The 21,458-nt window shown below is 43.1% G+C and carries 18 protein-coding genes; 10 read left to right on the top strand and 8 right to left on the bottom strand.

The annotated features are described in order from the left end of the window. The first annotated feature begins 80 nt into the window (after positions 1–80). Complete coding sequence (gene malZ, locus HOP38_RS11600; protein ID WP_198558112.1) at positions 81–1,913, top strand: maltodextrin glucosidase; 1,833 nt, start codon at positions 81–83, stop codon at positions 1,911–1,913. A 10-nt stretch (positions 1,914–1,923) separates the two neighbouring features. On the opposite strand, the gene dusC is transcribed toward malZ, so the two are convergent. Next, positions 1,924–2,886: a tRNA dihydrouridine(16) synthase DusC gene (gene dusC / locus HOP38_RS11595; RefSeq protein WP_198558111.1), complete on the bottom strand. Its 963-nt coding sequence runs from the start codon at positions 2,884–2,886 to the stop codon at positions 1,924–1,926. Positions 2,887–3,009: 123 nt separating this feature from the next. Here dusC and HOP38_RS11590 point away from each other — a divergent pair, with 123 nt between their 5' ends. Then, positions 3,010–3,612, top strand: a complete 603-nt coding sequence (locus tag HOP38_RS11590; RefSeq protein ID WP_006070037.1) for a YecA family protein — start codon at positions 3,010–3,012, stop codon at positions 3,610–3,612. 71 nt (positions 3,613–3,683) lie between these two features. Here HOP38_RS11590 and dsbB read toward each other — a convergent pair whose 3' ends face one another. Both dsbB and nhaB read right to left on the bottom strand, forming a co-directional pair. Further along, a complete protein-coding gene (dsbB, locus tag HOP38_RS11585; protein ID WP_006070038.1) occupies positions 3,684–4,226 on the bottom strand; it encodes a disulfide bond formation protein DsbB in 543 nt (180 codons plus the stop codon). An 80-nt stretch (positions 4,227–4,306) separates the two neighbouring features. Beyond that, a complete protein-coding gene (gene nhaB, locus HOP38_RS11580; protein WP_038229448.1) occupies positions 4,307–5,899 on the bottom strand; it encodes a Na(+)/H(+) antiporter NhaB in 1,593 nt (530 codons plus the stop codon). Between the two features lie 672 nt (positions 5,900–6,571). Between nhaB and fadR the strand changes: the two genes are divergently transcribed. Further along, complete coding sequence (fadR, locus tag HOP38_RS11575) at positions 6,572–7,411, top strand: fatty acid metabolism transcriptional regulator FadR (RefSeq protein ID WP_006070040.1); 840 nt, start codon at positions 6,572–6,574, stop codon at positions 7,409–7,411. 49 nt (positions 7,412–7,460) lie between these two features. Here fadR and HOP38_RS11570 read toward each other — a convergent pair whose 3' ends face one another. Next, positions 7,461–8,267 carry a hypothetical protein gene (locus tag HOP38_RS11570; protein ID WP_198558110.1) on the bottom strand — a complete coding sequence of 269 codons (807 nt, stop codon included), beginning with the start codon at positions 8,265–8,267 and terminating at the stop codon, positions 7,461–7,463. 200 nt (positions 8,268–8,467) lie between these two features. Continuing rightward, positions 8,468–10,534, bottom strand: a complete 2,067-nt coding sequence (metG, locus tag HOP38_RS11565; RefSeq protein ID WP_198558109.1) for a methionine--tRNA ligase — start codon at positions 10,532–10,534, stop codon at positions 8,468–8,470. Between the two features lie 167 nt (positions 10,535–10,701). Here metG and apbC point away from each other — a divergent pair, with 167 nt between their 5' ends. From apbC to HOP38_RS11550, 3 genes are all read left to right on the top strand, one after another. Next, on the top strand, positions 10,702–11,778 hold the full coding sequence (apbC, locus tag HOP38_RS11560) for an iron-sulfur cluster carrier protein ApbC (protein ID WP_198558108.1): 1,077 nt from the start codon (positions 10,702–10,704) through the stop codon (positions 11,776–11,778). Positions 11,779–11,981: 203 nt separating this feature from the next. Continuing rightward, positions 11,982–12,623 carry a uridine kinase gene (udk, locus tag HOP38_RS11555; RefSeq protein WP_006070044.1) on the top strand — a complete coding sequence of 214 codons (642 nt, stop codon included), beginning with the start codon at positions 11,982–11,984 and terminating at the stop codon, positions 12,621–12,623. A 157-nt stretch (positions 12,624–12,780) separates the two neighbouring features. Then, positions 12,781–14,889, top strand: coding sequence for an AsmA family protein (locus HOP38_RS11550; protein WP_198558107.1), 2,109 nt, complete (start codon positions 12,781–12,783; stop codon positions 14,887–14,889). A gap of 87 nt (positions 14,890–14,976) precedes the next feature. Here the strand turns inward: HOP38_RS11550 and HOP38_RS11545 are convergent, their stop codons facing one another. The 3 genes from HOP38_RS11545 to cobO form a co-directional block, all read right to left on the bottom strand. After that, positions 14,977–15,270 (bottom strand): hypothetical protein, encoded by a 294-nt coding sequence (locus HOP38_RS11545; RefSeq protein ID WP_198558106.1) that lies wholly within the window; start codon positions 15,268–15,270, stop codon positions 14,977–14,979. 217 nt (positions 15,271–15,487) lie between these two features. Next, the gene (locus tag HOP38_RS11540; RefSeq protein WP_063606545.1) at positions 15,488–16,696 is read right to left on the bottom strand and encodes a NupC/NupG family nucleoside CNT transporter; all 1,209 of its coding nucleotides are present in this window, start codon (positions 16,694–16,696) and stop codon (positions 15,488–15,490) included. A 322-nt stretch (positions 16,697–17,018) separates the two neighbouring features. Beyond that, the gene (gene cobO, locus HOP38_RS11535) at positions 17,019–17,627 is read right to left on the bottom strand and encodes a cob(I)yrinic acid a,c-diamide adenosyltransferase (RefSeq protein WP_198558105.1); all 609 of its coding nucleotides are present in this window, start codon (positions 17,625–17,627) and stop codon (positions 17,019–17,021) included. 604 nt (positions 17,628–18,231) lie between these two features. On the opposite strand from cobO, the gene HOP38_RS11530 reads away from it, so the two are divergent. The 4 genes from HOP38_RS11530 (at position 18,232) to HOP38_RS11510 (ending at position 21,397) form a co-directional block, all read left to right on the top strand. After that, positions 18,232–19,182, top strand: coding sequence for an endonuclease domain-containing protein (locus HOP38_RS11530; RefSeq protein ID WP_198558104.1), 951 nt, complete (start codon positions 18,232–18,234; stop codon positions 19,180–19,182). Positions 19,183–19,386: 204 nt separating this feature from the next. Beyond that, complete coding sequence (locus HOP38_RS11525) at positions 19,387–19,821, top strand: hypothetical protein (RefSeq protein WP_198558103.1); 435 nt, start codon at positions 19,387–19,389, stop codon at positions 19,819–19,821. Continuing rightward, the gene (locus HOP38_RS11520; RefSeq protein ID WP_198558102.1) at positions 19,822–20,517 is read left to right on the top strand and encodes a TIR domain-containing protein; all 696 of its coding nucleotides are present in this window, start codon (positions 19,822–19,824) and stop codon (positions 20,515–20,517) included. A 136-nt stretch (positions 20,518–20,653) separates the two neighbouring features. Beyond that, entirely contained in the window at positions 20,654–21,397 is a 744-nt protein-coding gene (locus HOP38_RS11510) for a YiiX/YebB-like N1pC/P60 family cysteine hydrolase (protein WP_198558101.1), read from the top strand. The last annotated feature ends 61 nt before the right edge of the window (positions 21,398–21,458 follow it).

The following is a 21,458-nucleotide window of genomic DNA, read 5'->3' as shown; positions in this document are numbered from 1 at the left end:
CAATTTGAAGGGGGATTTTTTATTGCGGTTATTCAACTAAGATAACGTAATCTCGTTCCCTCTATTTAAGAAGAATAACAATGACACAGCCTTTTTTATTTCATCCACAGACTCATGATGGGGTGGTGCGCGTCGAAGATAAGCTAACCATTACTTTGTTTGCTGAAGCAAAAGATTATGAGTCGGTAAGCCTTCGTCATGAGCCTGACAATGAAGAGTACATAGTCCCTATGTCTAAAGTGGGCACGAAAGGACGACTTGATATTTGGCAGGCGACGCTTCCTCTTAGCGAAGATAAAGATGTTACTTACTACGTGTTTAAAGCTCTAACGCAAACGGAGCAGTACTGGTTAGATGCCCGCGGTGTTCAAAAACGTATGCCCGGGCGAGAGTACCATTTTAAGTACAATCGCTGTCATCAGCCCCCAAGTTGGGTAGCAGAGCAAGTTTTCTACCAAATCTTCCCTGAACGTTTTTGCAACGGTGACCCAGACTTAGCGGTGGAAACGGGTGAATATCAATACCCTGCTCGGAATAGACAGTCTGTGAAAAAACAGTGGGGAGAAAGTGTTGGTACTCATGGTGATACTGGCGCAGTAGAGTTCTTCGGTGGTGACCTTGCGGGCATCGAAAGTAAACTCGACTATCTTCAAGATTTAGGTATCACTACGCTTTATCTGAATCCAATATTCACGTCATACTCAAACCATAAATACGATACCGTTGATTACTACTCAATTGATCCAAAATTTGGCACTAATGAACAATTTGCCCAATTGACGGATAAGCTTCATCAACGAGGCTTGAAAGTGGTGCTAGATGCAGTACTCAATCACACATCCATCTCACATTCATGGTTCGATATCCTTAGTCACGGCAATGGAGCTTATACATCGCAAGACAGTCCATATCGTGATTACTACTTTTTTGAAGCTGATTCAGATAGGTACGTCGGCTGGAAAGGGATTGACACGTTACCAGTATTGAATTTCCGCAACCAAGAGGTATGCAACCAGATCTATCAGGATGAAAGCTCAGTTATCAAGTACTGGCTAAAGCCCCCATATAATATCGATGGCTGGCGTTTTGATGTGATTCATATGTTAGGTGAAGGAGAGGGAGCAACCAATAACGCGCATTATGTGAAAGCATTCCGTGATTCGATGAAGTCGGTGAACCCAGATTCTTATATGCTCGGAGAGCATTTCTTTGAGGCGACTCAGTGGCTACAGGGTGATCAAGAAGATGGGGCGATGAACTATTATGGATTCGCGCATCCAGTTAGGGCTTTGCTAGCAAGCAAGGACATTCAATTTGATCCAATTAACATTGACTGCCATGACTTTCTTGAGTGGCTTCAGGAAGCAAGTGCAAAGGTTCCATGGAACAACCAGCTGTCACAGCTCAACCAGTTAGATAGCCATGATACTGAACGCTTTATTACAACACTTAGTGGAGACAAAGCGAAGTTTGCTATCGCGAACCAGCTATTGATGTCTTTTGTGGGGGCGCCTTGTTTGTATTACGGTGCCGAGATTGCTCTAGAAGGCTCTCACGACCCAGACAACCGTCGTTGCTTCCCTTGGGAACAGATTGAGCACAGTGAATGGCTACCGTACTTTAAAAAGATGATTGCCATTCGTCGGAACTCGAAGGCACTGCAAAAAGGTAGCTTTATGCCTTTGTATGTTGATGAGGCTTGTTTGGTGTTCGCTCGCCAACTCGATAGCGAAGTGGTGCTAAGTGGTTTCAATCTAGGAAAACAATCGAACCAAGTAGAATTGCCCATATGGAAGCTGGGGATTGAACAGGGAGCGTTTCGTTGTCCAATTACCGAGAAGATAATCTCTGCTAACAAAGGAATGCTCACCGTCTCGATAGAAGGCGAACATTCACTGCTACTAACCCATTAGCCTGAGTAAACTACTGTGACAATGTCTCAAGTACATTGTCACGGTAGTTTTGTATATGCTCAACGATAGGTGCAGCCTTATTGAAGGTGCGGATTTCTCGGAACAACTCGTTCGCTTGAGGATATTGCTGACGAAGATACGAGAACCATTGTTTTACTCGGTTAGGGTAGTACAGTCCCTTGTCGCCTTTGATTTCATAAGTCGAATAGACCAGCAACAAATCAACCACGTCTTGCCATGGCATCACGGTGTGGTTATGTTTCACTACATTGCCGAGGTTAGGGACATTAAACGCGCCACGGCAGACCATGAGTGAATCAACACCGGTAGTTTCTATACAGCGTTGACCATCTTCAAAGTTCCAGATTTCACCGTTGGCAATTAAGGGAACTGATGTTTTCTTGCGGATCTCATTGATATATTCCCACTTGATCTCGCTTGCCTTATAGCCACCAGTTTTGGTTCTAGCATGAACGGTTAACTCGTTGGCTCCAGCTTGCTCTATCGCATCGACAATCTCAAAGCAATCATCCGGGTTTTCCCAACCTAGGCGGATTTTTGCTGTCACCGGAATATTGCGGTCAACAGCTTCACGACACGCTTTAACGACGTTATGAATAAGCTCGGGATGTTGCAATAGGGCAGCGCCCCCTTTGCTTTTGTTAACCAGTTTTGCGGGGCAACCAAAATTAAGGTCGATACCTTTAGCGCCAAGGCTCGCCGCTCTTACCGCATTTTCTGCCATCCAGCGAGGGTCTTGACCCAGTAATTGAATATGAACGGGTGTACCGGATTTGGTCATTGAACCTTGCGCTAACTCAGGGCACAGTCGGTGGAATACGTGATCGGGTAGGGTTTGGTCAACGACACGAACAAACTCAGTCACACAGAGATCGTAATCGTTGATCTCTGTAAGAATCTCTCGCATTAGATGATCTAAAACGCCCTCCATTGGGCCCAAAACAACACGCATACCAGTTCTCACTATACTCAGGGAGCGGGGATTCTACCTGTTATAGGGTAAAGAATCGACCATTGAGTTCAGCGACGTAGCCAAATATACTTGCTGCAAATTTTTAAGATAAAAGATCAACGTATGAAATTCATCGAGCTACCTGCTGATTGGACAGGTGAGTCTAGTGCATTTATTGAAGGCGCAATCTTGGCGGCAAACTTTGCGGTCGAACCATTAAAGCCGGAAAGCTGGTTAGCTAATGTGGTCGGCGACTATTCGGCTGACCAAGAAGCATGGATTGTAGATCATCTAAATGCTCAATACGCCCAATTGAAGACCGCTCATTACCATCTTACGGATTTTATTGGCAGTAATACTGAGCAGTTAGCAGACGTAGCCGAAGGGTTTATGACTGTGTGGCCTACTGTTGAACAGCAATGGATTAACAAGCAGTTTGCAGATGGCACGCAGCGCATGCTTCAAGCGCTGTTAACTACGTTTATGCTGGCTATTGATGAAGAGCAGACGCATAACGAAATGCGTCAAGCAGGGTATGAACAGCTACCACAACTAACGGAATTTCTACCACAGTTAGATGCGATGATACACGAAGTAGGTATGGCGGCTGATGAAATGATGATTGGACATCAATCTCAAACCGTTAACCCGTTTAAAGACGTGGGCCGTAATGACACTTGTCCTTGCGGTAGTGGCAAAAAGTTCAAGAAGTGCTGTGGTCAGTAATCGCTTACAACCATAAGAAACAAAGCCTCCAATTTGGAGGCTTTGTTTTATCAATTAGTTACCCAAAAGCGTTACTGAAAACCACGTGCTCTGGAGCCAGACAGTTTCGCGCTTTGGGAGATAATGATGATGGCCAGTGCAACTAAGTTACCTGCAAAAATAATCACCAGCCATTGTGGCATTGATAGTGTCAGGAACTGCCATACGACTTTAGAACAGTCACCGTAGGCTTCAAATAACCAAGGAGCCCATTGATTTAAAGGTGCCCAATCTGGGAAGGTGACGAACAAATCACAGGTCTTGAAAGGTGATGGATTGAACTGATAGTCCACGTGTTCAAGCGCCAATGTTAATCCTTTGATTGCCGAAGCACCCCAAGCACCAAATCCAATCCAACGCATTACCGTATTTTTCGGATTGATCATACCTATTAGCGCAGCACCGGTAATACCAAACATGGCAACCCGTTCATAAATACACATCACGCATGGACCAAGCTGCATAACATGTTGGAAGAATAAGGCACAAAGCTCGAAGAAAATGGTGCATATAAAAAGCAGGCCCCAAGACAAACGAGTTTTGGAAAATGCTTTGATGTTGGAAAGAACCGTCACTGATACGTCCTTGTTGAAATAAAAAAGCTCTGAATACTCAGAGCTTTTTAACGCGGATTAGTTTCACAATCAACTAAAAATTAGTGCCCAGATGAGACACTCGCCTCAATTACCTTACCTGTGGCTTCGGTAATCCAGCCTAGATCGTAGAATATTGCTGTCATTGGCTCTAAGAGATAAACAATACCAAATAAGCCGACCAAAGCGAGAACGATAGTGTATGGCAGGGCCATGACTACCATCTTGCCATAAGACAAACGAATAAGTGGTGCCAAAGCAGACGTAAGCAGGAATAAGAAGGCTGCTTGTCCGTTCGGTGTTGCTACTGAAGGTAGGTTAGTACCTGTGTTGATAGCGACGGCCAATAAGTCAAACTGCGCTCGGTCAATGACACCTTCGACCAATGCTGTTTTCACTTCGTTAATATATACCGTACCAACGAAGACGTTATCAGATACCATCGACAACAGACCGTTCGCAACATAGAACAGCGCCAACTGAGTACCTTTGTCTTCGATATGCAGCACAGCATCAATGATTGGCTTGAACAGCCCTTGATCAATAATTACAGCAACAATTGAGAAGAACACTGCAAGTAGTGCCGTGAATGGTAGTGCCTCTTCAAACGCTTTACCCATTGAGTGCTCTTCAATAACACCGGTAAAAGACGTTGCAAGAATAATCACAGACAGGCCAATAAGACCGACAGCGGCCAAGTGCATTGCAAGAGCAACAATCAACCAAACTGCGATAGCACCCTGAATCCAAAGCTTAGCAACATCTTGTTTAGTACGTGTTTTACGTTCTTCGCGGTCGAAATCAACAAGGATTTGACGAACGTTGTCTGGTAGCTTGGCGCCATAGCCAAATACCTTGAATTTCTCAACAAGTGCACAAGTAATAAGGCCACAAACGAATACTGGCGCAGTAACTGGCAGCATTCGCATGATGAACTCACCGAACAGCCATCCTGCTTGATCGGCAATAATCAGGTTCTGTGGCTCACCAACCATGGTCATTACGCCACCCAGTGCGGTACCAACACCAGCGTGCATAAGTAGTGAGCGTAAGAACGCGCGGTAGTCTTCCAAGTCATCACGAGTTAGTTCAGATAAGTGTTCATCTTGAGTATGGTCATGAGAAGAACTGCTAGGTTGACCAGACGCGACTTTGTGATAAATCGAGTAGAAACCTACAGCTACGCTGATAACAACAGCGATAACGGTCAGAGCATCTAGGAACGCAGACAGAAAAGCAGCTGCGAAACAGAATGCGAGAGACAACATTGTTTTAGAGCGGATACCGAGAAGTATTTTGGTAAAGATGAACAGCAAAAGCTGCTTCATAAAGTAAATACCGGCAACCATAAACACTAGAAGCAATAGAACTTCAATGTTGTTGACGATTTCATGCTTCACCATACCCGGGCTGGTCATCCCAATTGCAACGGCTTCGATTGCAAGTAGGCCACCAGGCTGTAATGGGTAGCATTTTAGCGCCATAGCAAGCGTGAAAATGAACTCAATGACCAACAGCCAACCAGCGGTAAACGGGTCAATGAAGAAGAAAACGATAGGGTTGATAATTAGGAAAGCGATGATCGCTACTTTATACCAATCGGGAGCCTTACCAAGAAAGTTCTTGATAAAAGCATTTCCTAAAGACATCGGCATAGTAATACTCTTATGTTGTTATTAATCGACAAATGCAAGGGTACGAGAGTATTTGAGAGGGCTTCCAAAATATCTAACTTAAAAAACTTAGTAAACGAACAATGCTTACATGGAGTGGAGACCATTGTTCACTTGCCAAGTCCCTCAGTTGCTAAGCACTCCTTGCTTCGCCCGAAACTCTACTCTTCGGTAAGATATAGTCAACAAAAATTACAAATTCAGATTGGTAAATTTCTACTTTTTGTTAAAAACGCGATCTATGTGTAATAAGCAAAACATAGACCTATACAATATTTGCGTTTTTAGCCTCTAGGTGGCTGACCACCTAAAACATGACTCATGGATAATATTCGAAACATAGCCTTCAAAAAAGTATGTTTTTTAGCGTGATTTGCGCCTAATACTCGATAAAAACGTATTGATTAGTTTTGGATATGATAGGTTGAATAACCATAATCTATAAGGGGTTTGAGGTTAATAGAACATTAATAAATATGTAATACTTATGCCTCGTACCTATAAATGGTTATGCTGAGAAAATTGTTAAAATGGAGTATTTGCTCTATTTTGGTATTGTTACAGATATAAGTAGTGTAGGTTTACCAAATTCTCGAAGTAGTGGTATGATGAGTTCTATACACGAATAAATAAAATGATTGGATACACCCCATAATGGTAATTAAGGCGAAGAGCCCAGCAGGGTTCGCTGAAAAGTATATTATTGAGAGCATCTGGAATGGCCGTTTTCCTCCTGGCTCCATTCTTCCAGCTGAACGAGAGCTATCTGAACTAATTGGGGTAACAAGAACCACGCTTCGAGAAGTACTACAGCGCCTAGCAAGAGATGGTTGGTTGACGATCCAACATGGCAAGCCAACAAAAGTGAATCAATTTATGGAGACGTCTGGTCTTCATATCCTAGATACGCTGATGACTCTTGATGCGGATAACGCGACTTCTATCGTAGAAGATTTGTTAGCAGCGAGAACGAACATCAGTCCAATCTTCATGCGCTATGCGTTTAAAGCTAATAAAGAGAATTCTGAGCGCACGATTGAAGGTGTGATTGATTCTTGTGAGAGTCTGTTGAAAGCGGAGTCGTGGGACGAGTTTGTTGCTTCTTCCCCATACGCTGACAAGATTAAACAGAACGTAAAAGATGAAGGTGAGAAAGATGAAGCTAAGCGCCAAGCCATGCTGGTAGCTCGCACTTTCAACTTCTATGATTACATGCTTTTCCAGCGCCTAGCATTCCATTCTGGGAACCAAATCTATGGTTTGATCTTTAACGGTCTTAAGAAGCTTTATGATCGTGTAGGTAGCTACTACTTCTCGAATCCAGAAGCACGTGCCTTGGCTCTTAACTTCTATAAAGAGCTTCTAGATGTTTGCCAAACGGGTAATAGAGACAAATTACCGTTGGTTATTCGTCACTATGGTATTGAGAGTAGTCAGATCTGGAATCAGATGAAGACCACTCTTCCGACGGATTTTACCGAAGACGACAGTTAAAAATGAAAAGGCCACAATTGTGGCCTTTTTTGTGAGTGCAAGTCTTGCTTCAGACGATGACCGAATTGGGAATCGGCTGGTATAGTTCTTCTGCTAGCTCTTTAATGATGCCATCGTAGTTGGTGAATATAAGTTCAGAGAGCTCCGACGTGAGCTGATACATAAATTCTTTATCGAGCTCGGCTTTCGGATGGTCAATCAACGCCTCTATTTTTCCTATGGCAGTGCTGTATATAGGAGAAGGAATAGACAGCGGACCAACTAAGCTAAGTTGGTTAACCTTGCGATGGATTTGATTGCAGTAATGCAAGGCGCGTTGTTTGCCGAGCTCAGAGTCAATGCTATCAATACAAAGTCTTAACTGAGTTAGGCAATCAAGCGAGTCAATAACACTTTGCCATAGAGTACGATACTCTTGTTCTAAGTCCTCTCTTTCTACAGCCATCAACCAAGCAACCAGAATGTCATCAATCAGCAGTAATGTCTGGCGGATGAGCTTGCCATGTACAATTTGGTTTTTGTTGACGCTGTGTTTCTTCCAAGAACGACTTAATAGCTTAATATTGCTGTGCAGCACACGGTACATAGGCTTGTTGTCGAAGTGAGCAATGTCAGTCAATGCAAGACAGCACTCTTCCATTGCAACTTCAATTTTCTGTAGCTGCTTATTCTTCTTCTGCTCAAACATCAATGTGTAGTGAGTAGCGGTGCGGTGCTGTCTGACTAATGCGACTAACTCACGTAAATGAACGATGAGTTGATATTTACGCTCAGTTTTTGCCTCGGTGACTTTGGCATATCGATAGATTGCTGCAAGTATGGCTAAAGATAGAAGTAGAGACAGTAATACAAACATAACGACCTCCTTTGTCGAACAATATCTACTGTCTATGTCTCAGCAAGCTCAATGCCAATTGATTATCCCATTGAAAACAATGGCTTATATATTGGTCAATCAATGGGAATGCGACTAATTGGTGCAAATGCACATTTTGTGTGAATTCTGTCACAAAAAAAGCCAACACGAAGGCTGGCTTTTAGTCATAAAAGAGTCGGTTACATCACTCGCATACCTGGCTGAGCGCCTTCATGCGGTTCAAGTATCCAAAGATCGCTGCCACCTGGTCCTGCAGCTAGGATCATGCCTTCAGACATGCCAAACTTCATCTTACGAGGTTTTAGGTTTGCGACCATCACGGTTAGCTTACCCTCAAGCTCTTCTGGCTTGTACGCGGACTTAATTCCTGAGAATACTTGACGTGTTTCACCACCAATATCAAGCTGGAATTTCAATAGCTTGTTTGCTTTTGGCACTTCTTCGCAAGAGATGATACGAGCAATACGCATGTCAACTTTAGCAAAAGCATCAAACTCGATCTCTTCTGCAATTGGGTCTTTGCTTAGTTCAGTTTCCGTCTTAGCTGCTTCCGCTTTTTCCTTCGCAGCTTGCTCTGCCGCTGCGTCTTCTTTAGACGCTTCGATCATTGCTTCTACTTTCTTAGGATCAATACGGTTGAACAGAGCCTTGAACTTAGTGATCTCATGAGCAGTGAGTGGCTGCGCGATGCCATCCCATGATAGCTCTTCGTTTAGGAAAGCTTCGGTGCGAGCAGCAAGAGCAGGCATTACAGGCTTGATATAAGTCATCAGCACACGGAACAAGTTGATACCAACAGAGCAGATATCTTGTAGCTCTTGGTCTTTACCTTCTTCTTTCGCGACAACCCATGGCGCTTTTTCATCAACATATTGGTTTGCTTTGTCAGCAAGTGCGGTGATTTCACGAATTGCACGACCAAATTCGCGAGCTTCATACAACTCAGCAATGCGATCAGCGGCGGCTACAAATTCATTGTATAGCTCTGGCTCTGCGAAGTTTTCAGAAAGCTTGCCTTCGAAACGCTTAGTAATGAAACCTGCATTACGTGAAGCCAAGTTAACAATCTTATTCACCACATCGGCATTTACACGTTGCGTAAAGTCTTCAAGGTTAAGGTCAAGATCGTCGATACGGCTGTTCAGTTTTGCAGCGTAGTAGTAACGTAGACATTCTGGGTCTAGGTGGTCAAGGTAAGTGCTTGCTTTCACAAATGTACCTTTAGACTTAGACATTTTCGCGCCGTTAACCGTTACGTAGCCGTGAACGAATACGTTGTTTGGTTTGCGGAAACCAGAGCCTTCAAGCATTGCAGGCCAGAACAAACTGTGGAAGTAAACAATGTCTTTACCAATGAAGTGGTAAAGCTCAGTGTTACTGTCTTTGTTCCAGTACTCTTCGAAGTCTAAGTCGTCACGCTTGTCACATAGGTTTTTGAATGAACCCATATAACCGATAGGTGCATCTAGCCACACGTAGAAGAACTTGTCTTTTTCGCCAGGGATTTCGAAACCGAAATACGGTGCATCGCGAGAGATGTCCCACTGTTGTAGACCAGATTCAAACCACTCTTGCATCTTGTTTGCAGTTTCAGTTTGAAGTGAGCCAGATCGAGTCCACTCTTTCAACATGCTTTCAAATTGAGGCAAGTCGAAGAAGAAGTGCTCTGAATCCTTCATGATTGGTGTTGCACCGGATACCGCAGACTTAGGGTTGATAAGTTCTGTTGGGCTATATGTTTCACCACAGTTGTCACAGTTGTCACCGTATTGGTCTTCAGACTTACACTTAGGGCAAGTACCTTTAACAAAACGGTCTGGGAGGAACATCTCTTTTTCTGGGTCAAACAACTGAGAAATAGTGCGGCTTGAAATAAAGCCGTTCTTTTTCAATTCCAGATAGATGTGAGATGCAAGCTCGCGGTTCTCTTCTGAGTGCGTGCTGTGGTAGTTATCAAAACTGATATCGAAGCCAGCGAAATCTTTTTGGTGCTCTTCGCTAACTGCTGCGATCATTTCTTCTGGCGAGATCCCCATCTGCTGAGCTTTCAGCATGATTGGTGTGCCGTGAGCGTCATCAGCACAAATGAAGTTTACTACGTTGCCACGTAGACGTTGGTAGCGCACCCAGATATCCGCTTGGATATGCTCAAGCATATGTCCTAAGTGAATAGAACCGTTAGCGTACGGTAGCGCGCAAGTGACCAACAGTTTCCTTGAGTTAAGGTTTCTTGGATCGGTTGCCATACTTTAGTTTCGCTTTCTTTATTCAGAGTAAAATATTCGCTAATACTACATGATGACCGCCATGACTCCAAGGTATCCAGAGTCAATCCCCATAACTTTTTTGGGGTTCTGGTTCTGGCGACGTAATGCTAATCTTAACAGGACTAAAAAATAATAAGGAAAGCAAGATGCGCACGTTCGAATCAAAACAAGATTTTTGCCAGTGGCTCGGGGAGTTTCACGGGGAAAACCTAAAACTGGGTTGGAGCGAGTCACCGGATGTAGTGTCTGTATCGGCATCTGGTGAATTTCAGATTAGGTTGCCTTTCGCTAATCAATCGCTGATTTCAGAGCTGACGACTTGGATTAAAACGCAGCAACAATCAAACCAAGTGGCAGCATTTGAGTTTTCTGTATCAAGCCAAGTGAAAGCGCTAGAAACTACGGTGGCGTCAGAAATCAAAGGCGTGAAGAACGTTATAGCGGTCACGTCCGCAAAAGGAGGGGTTGGGAAATCGACAACAGCGGTCAACCTAGCGCTTGCCATCAGTAAGCTTGGAGCAAAGGTAGGTATTCTCGATGCCGACGTTTATGGACCATCTATTCCGATGATGTTTGGGCAAATCAATGCGCATCCCGAAGTCCGCGACGGAAAGTGGATGCAACCAATTGCCGCGCACGGCATTTATACTCAATCTATCGGTTACCTTATTAGCTCTGATGATGCGGCGATTTGGCGCGGCCCGATGGCATCCAAAGCGTTAGCTCAACTGCTTAATGAAACCGAATGGCCAGAACTTGATTATCTGGTGATTGATATGCCACCAGGTACTGGTGATATCCAACTCACCCTGTCTCAACAGATCCCGGTGACTGGCGCATTGATTGTCACCACCCCACAAGACTTAGCGTTAGCAGATGCTATCAAAGGTGCCGCTATGTTTGAAAAAGTGTCTGTTCCTGTGGTGGGTATCGTCGAAAATATGAGTTATCACATTTGTAGCCAATGTGGCTCGAAAGAACATATTTTTGGCGCAGGTGGTGCTGAATGGATGGCTTCGAAATTCGGTCTTAACCTGCTGGGCCAAGTTCCGCTTCATATTGATATTCGAGAATCCATTGATAATGGTGCGCCAACTGTGGTGTCCAATCCAGAGGGAGAGCATGCTCAGATCTACACACAATTGGCTGAAAGAGTATGTGCAGACCTGTATTGGAATGGAAAAGCGAAACCGGAATCCATCTTGTTTAAAATGGTGGAATAACGGAGAAACCGAGCTAGTTGTGAGCTCGGTTTCTTATTGCCTTCTACTTTGTAAAATGAAGTAATCGATTGCAATTTCCTATTTCTTGAGCGAGGGCAAAATTGGGCATCAAATAAGTGAGATCTCGACTAGTATCTAAGGGTTGATGTCCATATAATTACCCGGTTTTGTCCTCACCACCATATATGTACTAGGTGCAAAGAATGTCTGATAATAATCAATGTGTCATCGTAGGTATCGCTGGCGCTTCTGCTTCCGGAAAAAGCCTCATTGCGAGCACAATCTATAACGAACTTCGCGAGAAGGTAGGCGACCATCAAATCGGAGTGATCACGGAAGATTGTTACTACAATGACCAAGGTCATTTGAGTATGGAAGAGCGTGTAAAAACGAACTACGACCATCCAAGTGCACTGGATCATGACTTGCTTTGTGACCATCTTGAAAAGCTGATTCAAGGCGAAGCGGTAGAAGTGCCAGAATATAGCTACTCCGAACATACTCGCACTGATAACACTACGTCGATGACACCAAAGAAAGTCATCATCCTTGAAGGTATTCTTCTTCTGACTGATCCTCGTCTTCGCAAGCTAATGCATGCGACGGTATTTATGGATACTCCGCTTGATATCTGCCTACTGCGTCGCGTTAAACGTGATGTTGAAGAGCGCGGACGTACCATGGAATCCGTTCTTCAGCAGTACCAAAAAACGGTTCGTCCTATGTTTATGCAGTTTATTGAACCGTCAAAACAGTACGCTGATATTATCGTTCCACGTGGCGGTAAAAACCGTATTGCGATCGATGTACTTAAAGCACACATCGCAAAGCTGTTAAAAGCGTAATCCTTACAATATTCGGATTGAATTCTTACGTTATAAGTAACCAAACTGTTCTATACTGAACGGGTGCACGTATAACGTTTAAATTGCTTTATTTTTTAATAGATTAGTGGCACTTTATGTGCCACTTTTTGTTTTCCGCTTTGCAAGGAAGATGCGAATGAAAAAACTACTCCTTATCTTGGCGATCCCGATTGTGCTTATCGTCGTCGCTATCGCCGCCTTGGTGATGTTTGTAAACCCTAATCAGTTCAAACCTATGATAACTGAGCAGGTTCAGGCACAAACTGGTCTAGAACTTGAAATAAGCGGTGACATCAGTTGGCAGTTCTTCCCTTCACTTGGATTTGAACTTGGTCAAACAAATCTCAAGAATCCTCAGGGCTTTAAGAATCCCAATCTATTCAGTGTCAGCCAAGTTGGCGTGAGTGTTGGGGTGATGCCTCTGCTCGATAAAACCCTAGAAATTGGTTCTGTGACGCTTGATGGTGCGCAAGTCCATTTAGAAACATTAAAAGACGGAACGTCTAACTTGGACGCATTGACTGCCGCTAGCAAAGAGGCTGAATCTGCAACCCCAGCCGATAAGGCAGCGATCGAGCCTGAGACTACGTCGTCCGCGTCTGCCGCACAAGGTTGGAGCATTTCACTTTCTGGTGTGACGGTGTCCAATGCGTTACTTGAGATTTCTAACGAAGAAACAGGGTCATTTACCAAGCTTTATGATGTCGGTTTAAATGTCTCTCAGTTCGCAGCGGACCAATGGACTACAGCCGACTTTGATTTGAAAGGTCAAAACAACGACCAGAGTTTTACTGCTAAAGGTACTGCAGACTTTAAGTTGAGCAAGGACTTTGCTGAGTACGCACTGAAAAACATCAAGTTTGATGCTACATATCAAGATACGGTTAATAATGTTGAGCAAGCTCAGCTTACGGTAGCGACATTCGAATTTGATAAACCAAACAGTATTGAGTTTGCGGTTAAAGGTAAAACGCCAGATCTTAGCTTCGATGCCAAAGGTGGTACGTCATTTGAAATTGATAAAGCGATGACCATGCTTAAGTTAAGCGCGTTGACACTTGACTCTACCTTAGAGGGTAAACCACTACCTCAGTCTCCAATGAAAGTGGGAATGTCATCAGATCTTAGCTTTGATCTTAAGAAGAACTTCTTGAACTTTGTGCTTCAAAAACTATCACTCAATAAAATGGAGCTAGATGGGAAGGCGACTGTTCAATTGGCTGATATTCCGAAAGTCCGCTTCTCACTGCATAGTCCTAATATTGACCTTGATGAGTTCTTAGGATTAAACCAAACTCAGACTGGCAATAAAACAGCCAATTCTGGTGGCCAGCCAACCGCTTCTTCAGGCAAATCTGCACCTGTGAAAGAGGTAGAACCTGACTTAAGTGCACTTAAAGGCTTGGATGTAAAAGGCAGTGTAACGATTGATAAGTTTAAAGCGGCTAATGCGCACATGCAGAAAGTAAAAGCCGACTTTTATGTTAATCGTGGCGTAGCAGAACTAACGTCATTTAGTTCTCAACTGTATAGCGGATCAATTACAGCAAAAGCAAAACTGGATGCGCGTAAATCACCAGCATCTTATAGTGCCGTGAAGCGTATTAAAGGCGTAAAAGTACAACCGCTTCTAAAAGATGTTGCTAACAACGACATGCTCGAAGGCACCGGCAATATCGATGTGAATGTTACAGGTAGGAGCTTGACCCCAACGGGTATTGAGAAAAATCTAGCGGGTACGGTGAAGATCAATTTTGCTGATGGTGCCGTCAATAGTATCAACGTTGCACAGATTATCAGAGAAAATTATGCTCGCTTTAAAGGTCAGTCTGTTGAAGCTGAAAAAGGGCCTAAGAAAACCGACTTTAGCGCGATGAAAGCTACACTCAAGCTAGCCAAAGGTGTCGTATCTACCAAAGATATGTCAGCAGAATCGCCGCTATTGCGTATTCAAGGTGAAGGATCTGCGAATTACATTAATGAGACGGTCGACTTTTTGGTGCGCACTTCTATCGTAGGGACATTGGAAGGGCAAGGTGGTCAAAGCATTACGGAGCTGCGTGATGTTACGATTCCAATCAAGGTGACCGGCGCTTGGACTGATCCAAAGTTCGCTCTTGTGTTTGACGATGTGTTGAAACAGAAAGCTCAAAAAGAAGTAGAACGCGCGACTGAGCGTCTTGGTATTAAAGATGAAAAGACCAAGAAAGCCGTCGATGGGCTACTAAAAGGGCTGTTTAACTAAACTAGCCAGCTACAAGTAAAGCCAATGCCAGCGTGTATCACGCTGGCATTTTTCGTATTGGCGGAACGAATTACGTTAGAGATGTTGCTACCAATGGTAGTCAAGATCTTGCTCTTCTTCGAGCTCCTCAACTGCTAGAAGCTGCCATGATTCTATAAGTGCGGTGGCAGCGGCCATTGTGATAGTTTTGTATAAGTTGTGAGTAGCATGGGTAGGCAAGCCGTCATGTTGCAGAGTAATCGAATAGCTACTCTCATGTTGGCTCTTTTCGATATTTTCCCAGTCTTGCTTTAACTGTTTGATAGGTTGAGTTGTACTTTGGCCAAGTATAAATCGGTGCTCATTACTACCAATCCATAGGATCAAACGACCACTTTCCATGAAACTCTCCTTGTTATCAAGATGTTGTGTTTGTGTTAATTTAACCAATTGTGACGACAGTTTCACGCCAAGTTGATTGTCTGATTGTACCTAAATGGGGTGACAGAGTGTTGTTGCTGGGAGAGGAGTCAGTAAGAATTAAGGCGAGGATAGCAGATTTAAAGTACTAACAAGCTGACACTTTAAACTGCTACCCTGAAGATAGTTTTACCTGGCGTTAAAGCGCAATGAAAATGCCCGCTAAACAAGCACTCATTAGGTTGGCTAACGTACCGGCTAGCACGGCTTTAAGGCCCAGGCTTGCCACGTCAGAGCGGCGCTCCGGTGACATTACACCAATAGACCCTAGCTGAATGGCAATAGAGCCAATGTTGGCGAAACCGCAAAGAGCGAATATAACGATAACTTGGCTGTGCTCCGATAAGCTAGCTTGATGCTGAATGAAGTCGATGAAAGCAACAAATTCGTTCATGACTACCTTTTGGCCGATAAATGACCCTGCCATCAGCATCTCACTTTGATCGACACCAATAAGCCAAGCTACTGGAGCGAAGAGGTAACCGAATAGCAGTTGTAATGTGATTCCTTGCGCACCAAACAGCTCCGCTATGGATTCAATAGCGGCGTTAGCCATCGCAATAACACTGACAAAAGCGATAAGCATCGTACCCACTGCGACCGCAACTTTTACTCCGTTCATTGCCCCCGCTGCTAAGGCATCGATCACATTACTTTGATCGCCAGTATCTAAGTCGACAGAGTCATGAGCTACCGGAGTTTGTTGCTCAGGTACGATAAGCTTAGCCATCATTAGGGATCCTGGCGCAGCCATAAAACTTGCGGCGATTAAGTACTTTAGCTCTACGCCTAACCCGGCATAGCCACCAAGAACACTACCTGCCACAGACGCCATTCCGCCCGCCATGACTGCGAACAGTTCCGAGCGTGTCATAGTTGCAAGGAAAGGACGAATAAGCAGTGGGGACTCACCTTGTGATAGGAATATGTTGCCGGTTGCCACCAACGATTCCGCTTTGCTTGTTCCCAAGAACTTCTGAATTAAACCACCGAGTACGCGGATAACCGCTTGCATGATGCCAAGGTAGTAAAGTGCTGAAATAAGAGCGCTAATAACGATGATGATAGGAAGAACACGGATGGCAAAAATAAAGCCTTCAGAAGCTAAATCACCAAATAGAAATTGAATACCAACGTCGGAGAAGCTAAGTACTTTGGCAACACCAGAACTCATCGCGCCAAGAACATGTTGACCAAAAGGAATGTAAAGAACAAAAGCAGCAAACAATGTTTGAAGGAGGAGTGCGCGTAATACGGTATTCCAGTTAATTGCTTTACGGTTTTCGGAGAAAATAAAACCGATGGCTAACAACGAGATAATGCCTACAAAACCAAACAGGATAGTCATTAACATTGGGCCACCTCACCGTAGCTTAGACAGTTAAGCATGGAATACGATGACCAAGAGGAAACAGCGGAAAGCTGAGGAAACCACTGATTGTGGTAACTGAAGATAAATTTGCCCATTTTTATACCCTTTACAAGCGTGGAGATTGCAGCTGGTCCAAATCCTTGGGTCGTTCACAGTTCCTTGGTGACGGCTTGTATTGGTGTATAGCTAGAAGATTACGCAACAATGCGAAGTGCCCTAGCAAACGGGAGGGCAGTATACAGTAAAAAATGAGACTTACATCTCATTTTTTACTCTTTTGGTTCGATTGGCTAGAACATCACCAATCGACACCTTTTAGCGCTTTTATGCCTGATTCGAAGGCGTGTTTGACATTTTTAACCTCTGAAACGGTATCTGCAATGTCTATGAGCGTTCGGTGGGCACCGCGACCTGTGATAATGACAGATTGCATTTTAGGTCGGTTGGTTAACGCTTCTACTACTTCTTCCAAATCGATATAGCCGTAGCTCACCATGTAGGTCAGCTCGTCAAATAGAACCACGTCAAGTGATTCGTCTTTAAGCATGCGTTTACATTCTTGCCAAACTAACTGAGCTGCTTCCGTGTCAGCGGTTTTGTTTTGGGTCTCCCAAGTAAAGCCTGTTGCCATCACTTGAAACTCAACACCTAACTTCTCTAGTAGGTTACGTTCGCCGTTATCCCATGTTCCTTTGATAAACTGAGCAACCGCGCACTGCTTTCCATGACCAACGGCTCGAGCAATGGTACCAAAGCCAGATGTTGACTTGCCCTTACCGTTTCCGGTGATGACTAACAACAAACCTTTTTCTTCTTGAGCGTTGGCGATCTTCTTATCAACGTTTTCTTTTACTTTCTGTTGTCGTGCTTTATGACGATCTTGTTTTTGCTCTTCGGAGAGTGACATGGTGATTCCTTATGTTTAGCTGCTAGTCCTCTGTGTTCGGTATATGATAATGAAATAGAAACAGAAAAAAACAAGACAAAGTTCAGGGGTAATCGGATGAAAAAGATATTGGTGGTATGCATGGGCAGCAGAGTTGTTTCTATTAACTAATTAAAAAATAGAAATAAACTTCCGTTTCCAAAAATGCTCCAACGAAAGTTCTCCAAAATGTGAGCGTGTTTTAGTTGCATTTCAAGGTGGCTATAGGTGGCGTAGTATGAGTTACTGGGTCACGTATAGTTTCAGAAGACATAAAGCCTCTCACTTTTTCCCGTTAGATTATTACTAGAGATAGTGTGGAAGCACTAATTGCTGGCTCGCTTTTGCCTCACGGCTTTCCGGAACCAACAGAGGAAGAACTAGCCAGCCATAATTAATCTGCTCGGTACTTTGGTCTCTTATACGGATTTTAACCGTAGCACGGCCCGTGTAACTCCATACCAATTCACACAACAGGTTGATAATACTTGAGTTTCATAATAAATGGCAGCAACATAGGTGGAATGCAAAGACGAATAAATTCCGTTTATAAGGCGTTAAGCTTTACGATAAAATTGAGGGCATAATGAGTAATATTGGTCAGCCTAAACCTCCACCAAGTTGGTACAAAGACCGTGGGCAGTCATACATTGAAGAGGAATTCAGCAAAGAACTTGGTGAACTTGCTGATGCCATTGAAACTGAGCATTGGTTTGGTGACAAAGAGAAGCATGCGAGATTTCGAGTGGATTTTTTACTTAAGGATGCTCGGCTTATTATTGAGTTGGACGGGCATGACTACCACTCTTCAAAAGAGCAATTGGAAAAAGATGCGCTTCGGCAGAGGTATTTGTCTCGGGCTGGATATACAGTTATAAGATTTACTGGGAGAGAAGTTGTTCGTAACCCTAAGGCGTGTGTAGATGAAGTACGAGAAATCTATAAAGAACGAATGCATCGAGCCCCAGCTAAGTATCGGGTTATGTACATCGACTATCCCTACTTATGTAGAGAAACATCAAAAGCCTTAGCATTCTTTAAGCAATTGCACCCTAAGCGAAACCTTGAAGCTGTAAGAGTTGAAGAGTTTATACCTCATGCTATTGAATGGTTACACGAAAAGTCATTTGTTACTGCTTTTGTTTTCCATCCTCCAGAATATACTCGAGAATTAGTAGATTTAGATGGCTATATACAAGAGTACCCAAAAGGTGAAGTTCGCATAAACACCATTGAAAAAGAGATGTATTCGCTAGAATTAGGGGATCATATGGAAGCTTTTTCTCATCTTTTTGACGAGTTTATGCTAATTGCAGATGATCCGGTTTACGTTCATCCACTTCGTTCAGTTCTTCCTGAACAATTGAGTGTAAAGACTATGGCGTCTTATGACTTATCCTATCTAGCTAATGGAAAACTTTTGCGCAATGGGAATGAAGACACAAGCTTTGTTGGAACAGATCTTGTCCATGTTCTTTGGCAAAGAGTCTGGTATGTTATTGGGGCATCTATGGGATTAAGTTTGTACGAAATGTAAAGCCTAACAAACAACTCAACAGTGATTCGCAATGCTTGGCGCTCTCTCTTCGAGTTGAGTTAAGTGTTTACGGCGCCGTGTTTAAGTTCAGTGTATGCGCTGCTCAAACGTTAATTGGGCGTTAGTTGCTTAATTTGAACTTCGCGTTAGAACGAAAGTTTACATTGCTATACAATGCATAAAATTTCAAATGAGGATACGTAAGTGATTGAAGATGTGCCAAGTTTTCTCACTGCTATAACTACTTGGTTAATCAGTGAAGGGGTATGGTTTTTTCCGCTTATCTTGTTAGTGACTAACTTTGCGTTGAAGTGCTATATCAACAACGTTCCTGATAAAGCGGATATTTGCCAGAGTATAGTTGCTGTTCCTGCCGAAGTTAAAGTAGTTGCTTCATCGTTTGTTTTCGCTGCGGCTATTGCGTCAACCAATAAACCTAGCGAAGCGTTTGCTTTACAGATCGTGGGCTTTTTTTACCTAATAATTTTGGCTGTATCTATAGGCTTCTTTAATAAATATGACGGTTCTGAGGCGCGAAGCATTGAGGGACCGCTTTTTACATACTTAATAATTTCGTCGGCGGCCGCGTTGGTTATGCTCGGTCTTTCAATTCAACTAATGATGCATACGGTGAGCTAAATGGATATTTATAACTTATTTACAGAGTCACTCATTAGTAGCTTACCAATTTATGTCATAGTTCTTGCTGGCATCTTTTTTCTGCGCGATGTGATGAGAAAGTATTTCGAAATGAAGCAAAAGTATGACTATAAAGAAGATCGTTATCGTCAAGATATTGAAGTTGAACTAGCTAAGTTAAATGAGAAAATTCAGATTAATGATGAGCGTTTCAAGTCTGTAAACCACCTGATTCTAGATGGCGATGATATTAACAATAAAGTACTAAAGCAGTTTGGTGTTACAGGTGTCGACGCAAAAGTTAAGCCGAATACAGCTTTCGTGTTAACACCTTTTAATGATCGTTACTCAGAAGACTACAATTGGGTGAAAAGTTTTTTTGTTGAAAATGACTATAAGTGCACGAGGGGAGATGACGTTAAAGTCATGAACAACATCTTGGGTCATATTATACGTAGAATGGTTACCGCTGAAATAGTGGTGGCAAATATATCAGGAAGAAATCCTAACGTATTCTATGAGCTTGGAATAGCCCACGCGCTAGGGAAAAAAGTCATAATAATAGCTAGAGCACCAGAAGACATTACGTTCGATATTTCAGGTAGTCAAGTGGTTTTGTATAACGATGAAGATACGTTAAAACGTGGTCTTAATAAGTGGTTAATCACAATTCTGAAAGGTGAAAAAAGCAACTAACAAACTGTTTGAAAGTGATCCGCAACGCTTGGAGTCTTTGCTATGCGTTGCGTTTAGTGTTTAAGGTGGTATGCGGCGGCATCGGTATTGCGTTGCTCACCCCTTTACAAAGCTTTAGTTCTCTAGGAGATATGAAATGATAGGCGATATTCTTCTTGTCAGGGGAGGTACTAAGTTTTCTTCTGCATTAGTTAATGCGCAGAAAGTGATTTACAACGGAGTAGCTTCTAGTCATGTAGAGCTGAGTATAGGTGATGGTTCATTAGTGCATTCTACGAACGATGGAGGTGTTCACTTTGTTTTTCTTCTTGATGAACTTGAAGATATAAAGGATGCTTGGAAAGCAATCCGCCTAAAAGGAATAACTGAACAAGAGCAAGAAGAGTTGTTGAAAGCAGCTTTATATTACTTGAGACAAGGCTATAACAAAAAATATATGGGAAGCGGTGAAGAGGACAGCTCATTTTGTTCAGAGCTAATTGCTAAAATTTATGACAAAGCAGGAGTCCCGCTTCTTGATGATAAATTACCTAGTAAAACAGCCCCTGCTCATTTTGACCGTCTTGCTGACGAGAGTGAACAATGGGAAGATGTAACTGACGAATATTTGGCATTAATTGAAAAGATAAGAGAAAATGATTTTCCATTTCGCTTTGCTTTCGAGACAATTAAAGGTTCCATGATTAAGCGTTCGGCTTTAAGTTCAATGAGACAATCAGTCTTTCAGGCTATTCAAAAAAACGCCGAAGACTCAGGGGATCAAAAGCAAATTAACTTTATCGAGGACGTTAAGCAAAAGCTTGTTTCCGAGAGGGTTCTAGATTTTTGGGATGAAAAAGATACCATCCCATATAAAGCTCAAAGTGACAGCAAAAAGTAACTAACAAACCATTCAAAGGGGATTCGCAACGCGTGGCATTTTTACTATGCGTTGAGTCTAT

Origin of the sequence: Vibrio mediterranei (assembly GCF_013364395.1) — a bacterium.
GTDB lineage: Bacteria > Pseudomonadota > Gammaproteobacteria > Enterobacterales > Vibrionaceae > Vibrio > Vibrio mediterranei.
This window is presented reverse-complemented; position numbering and strand designations above follow the sequence as displayed.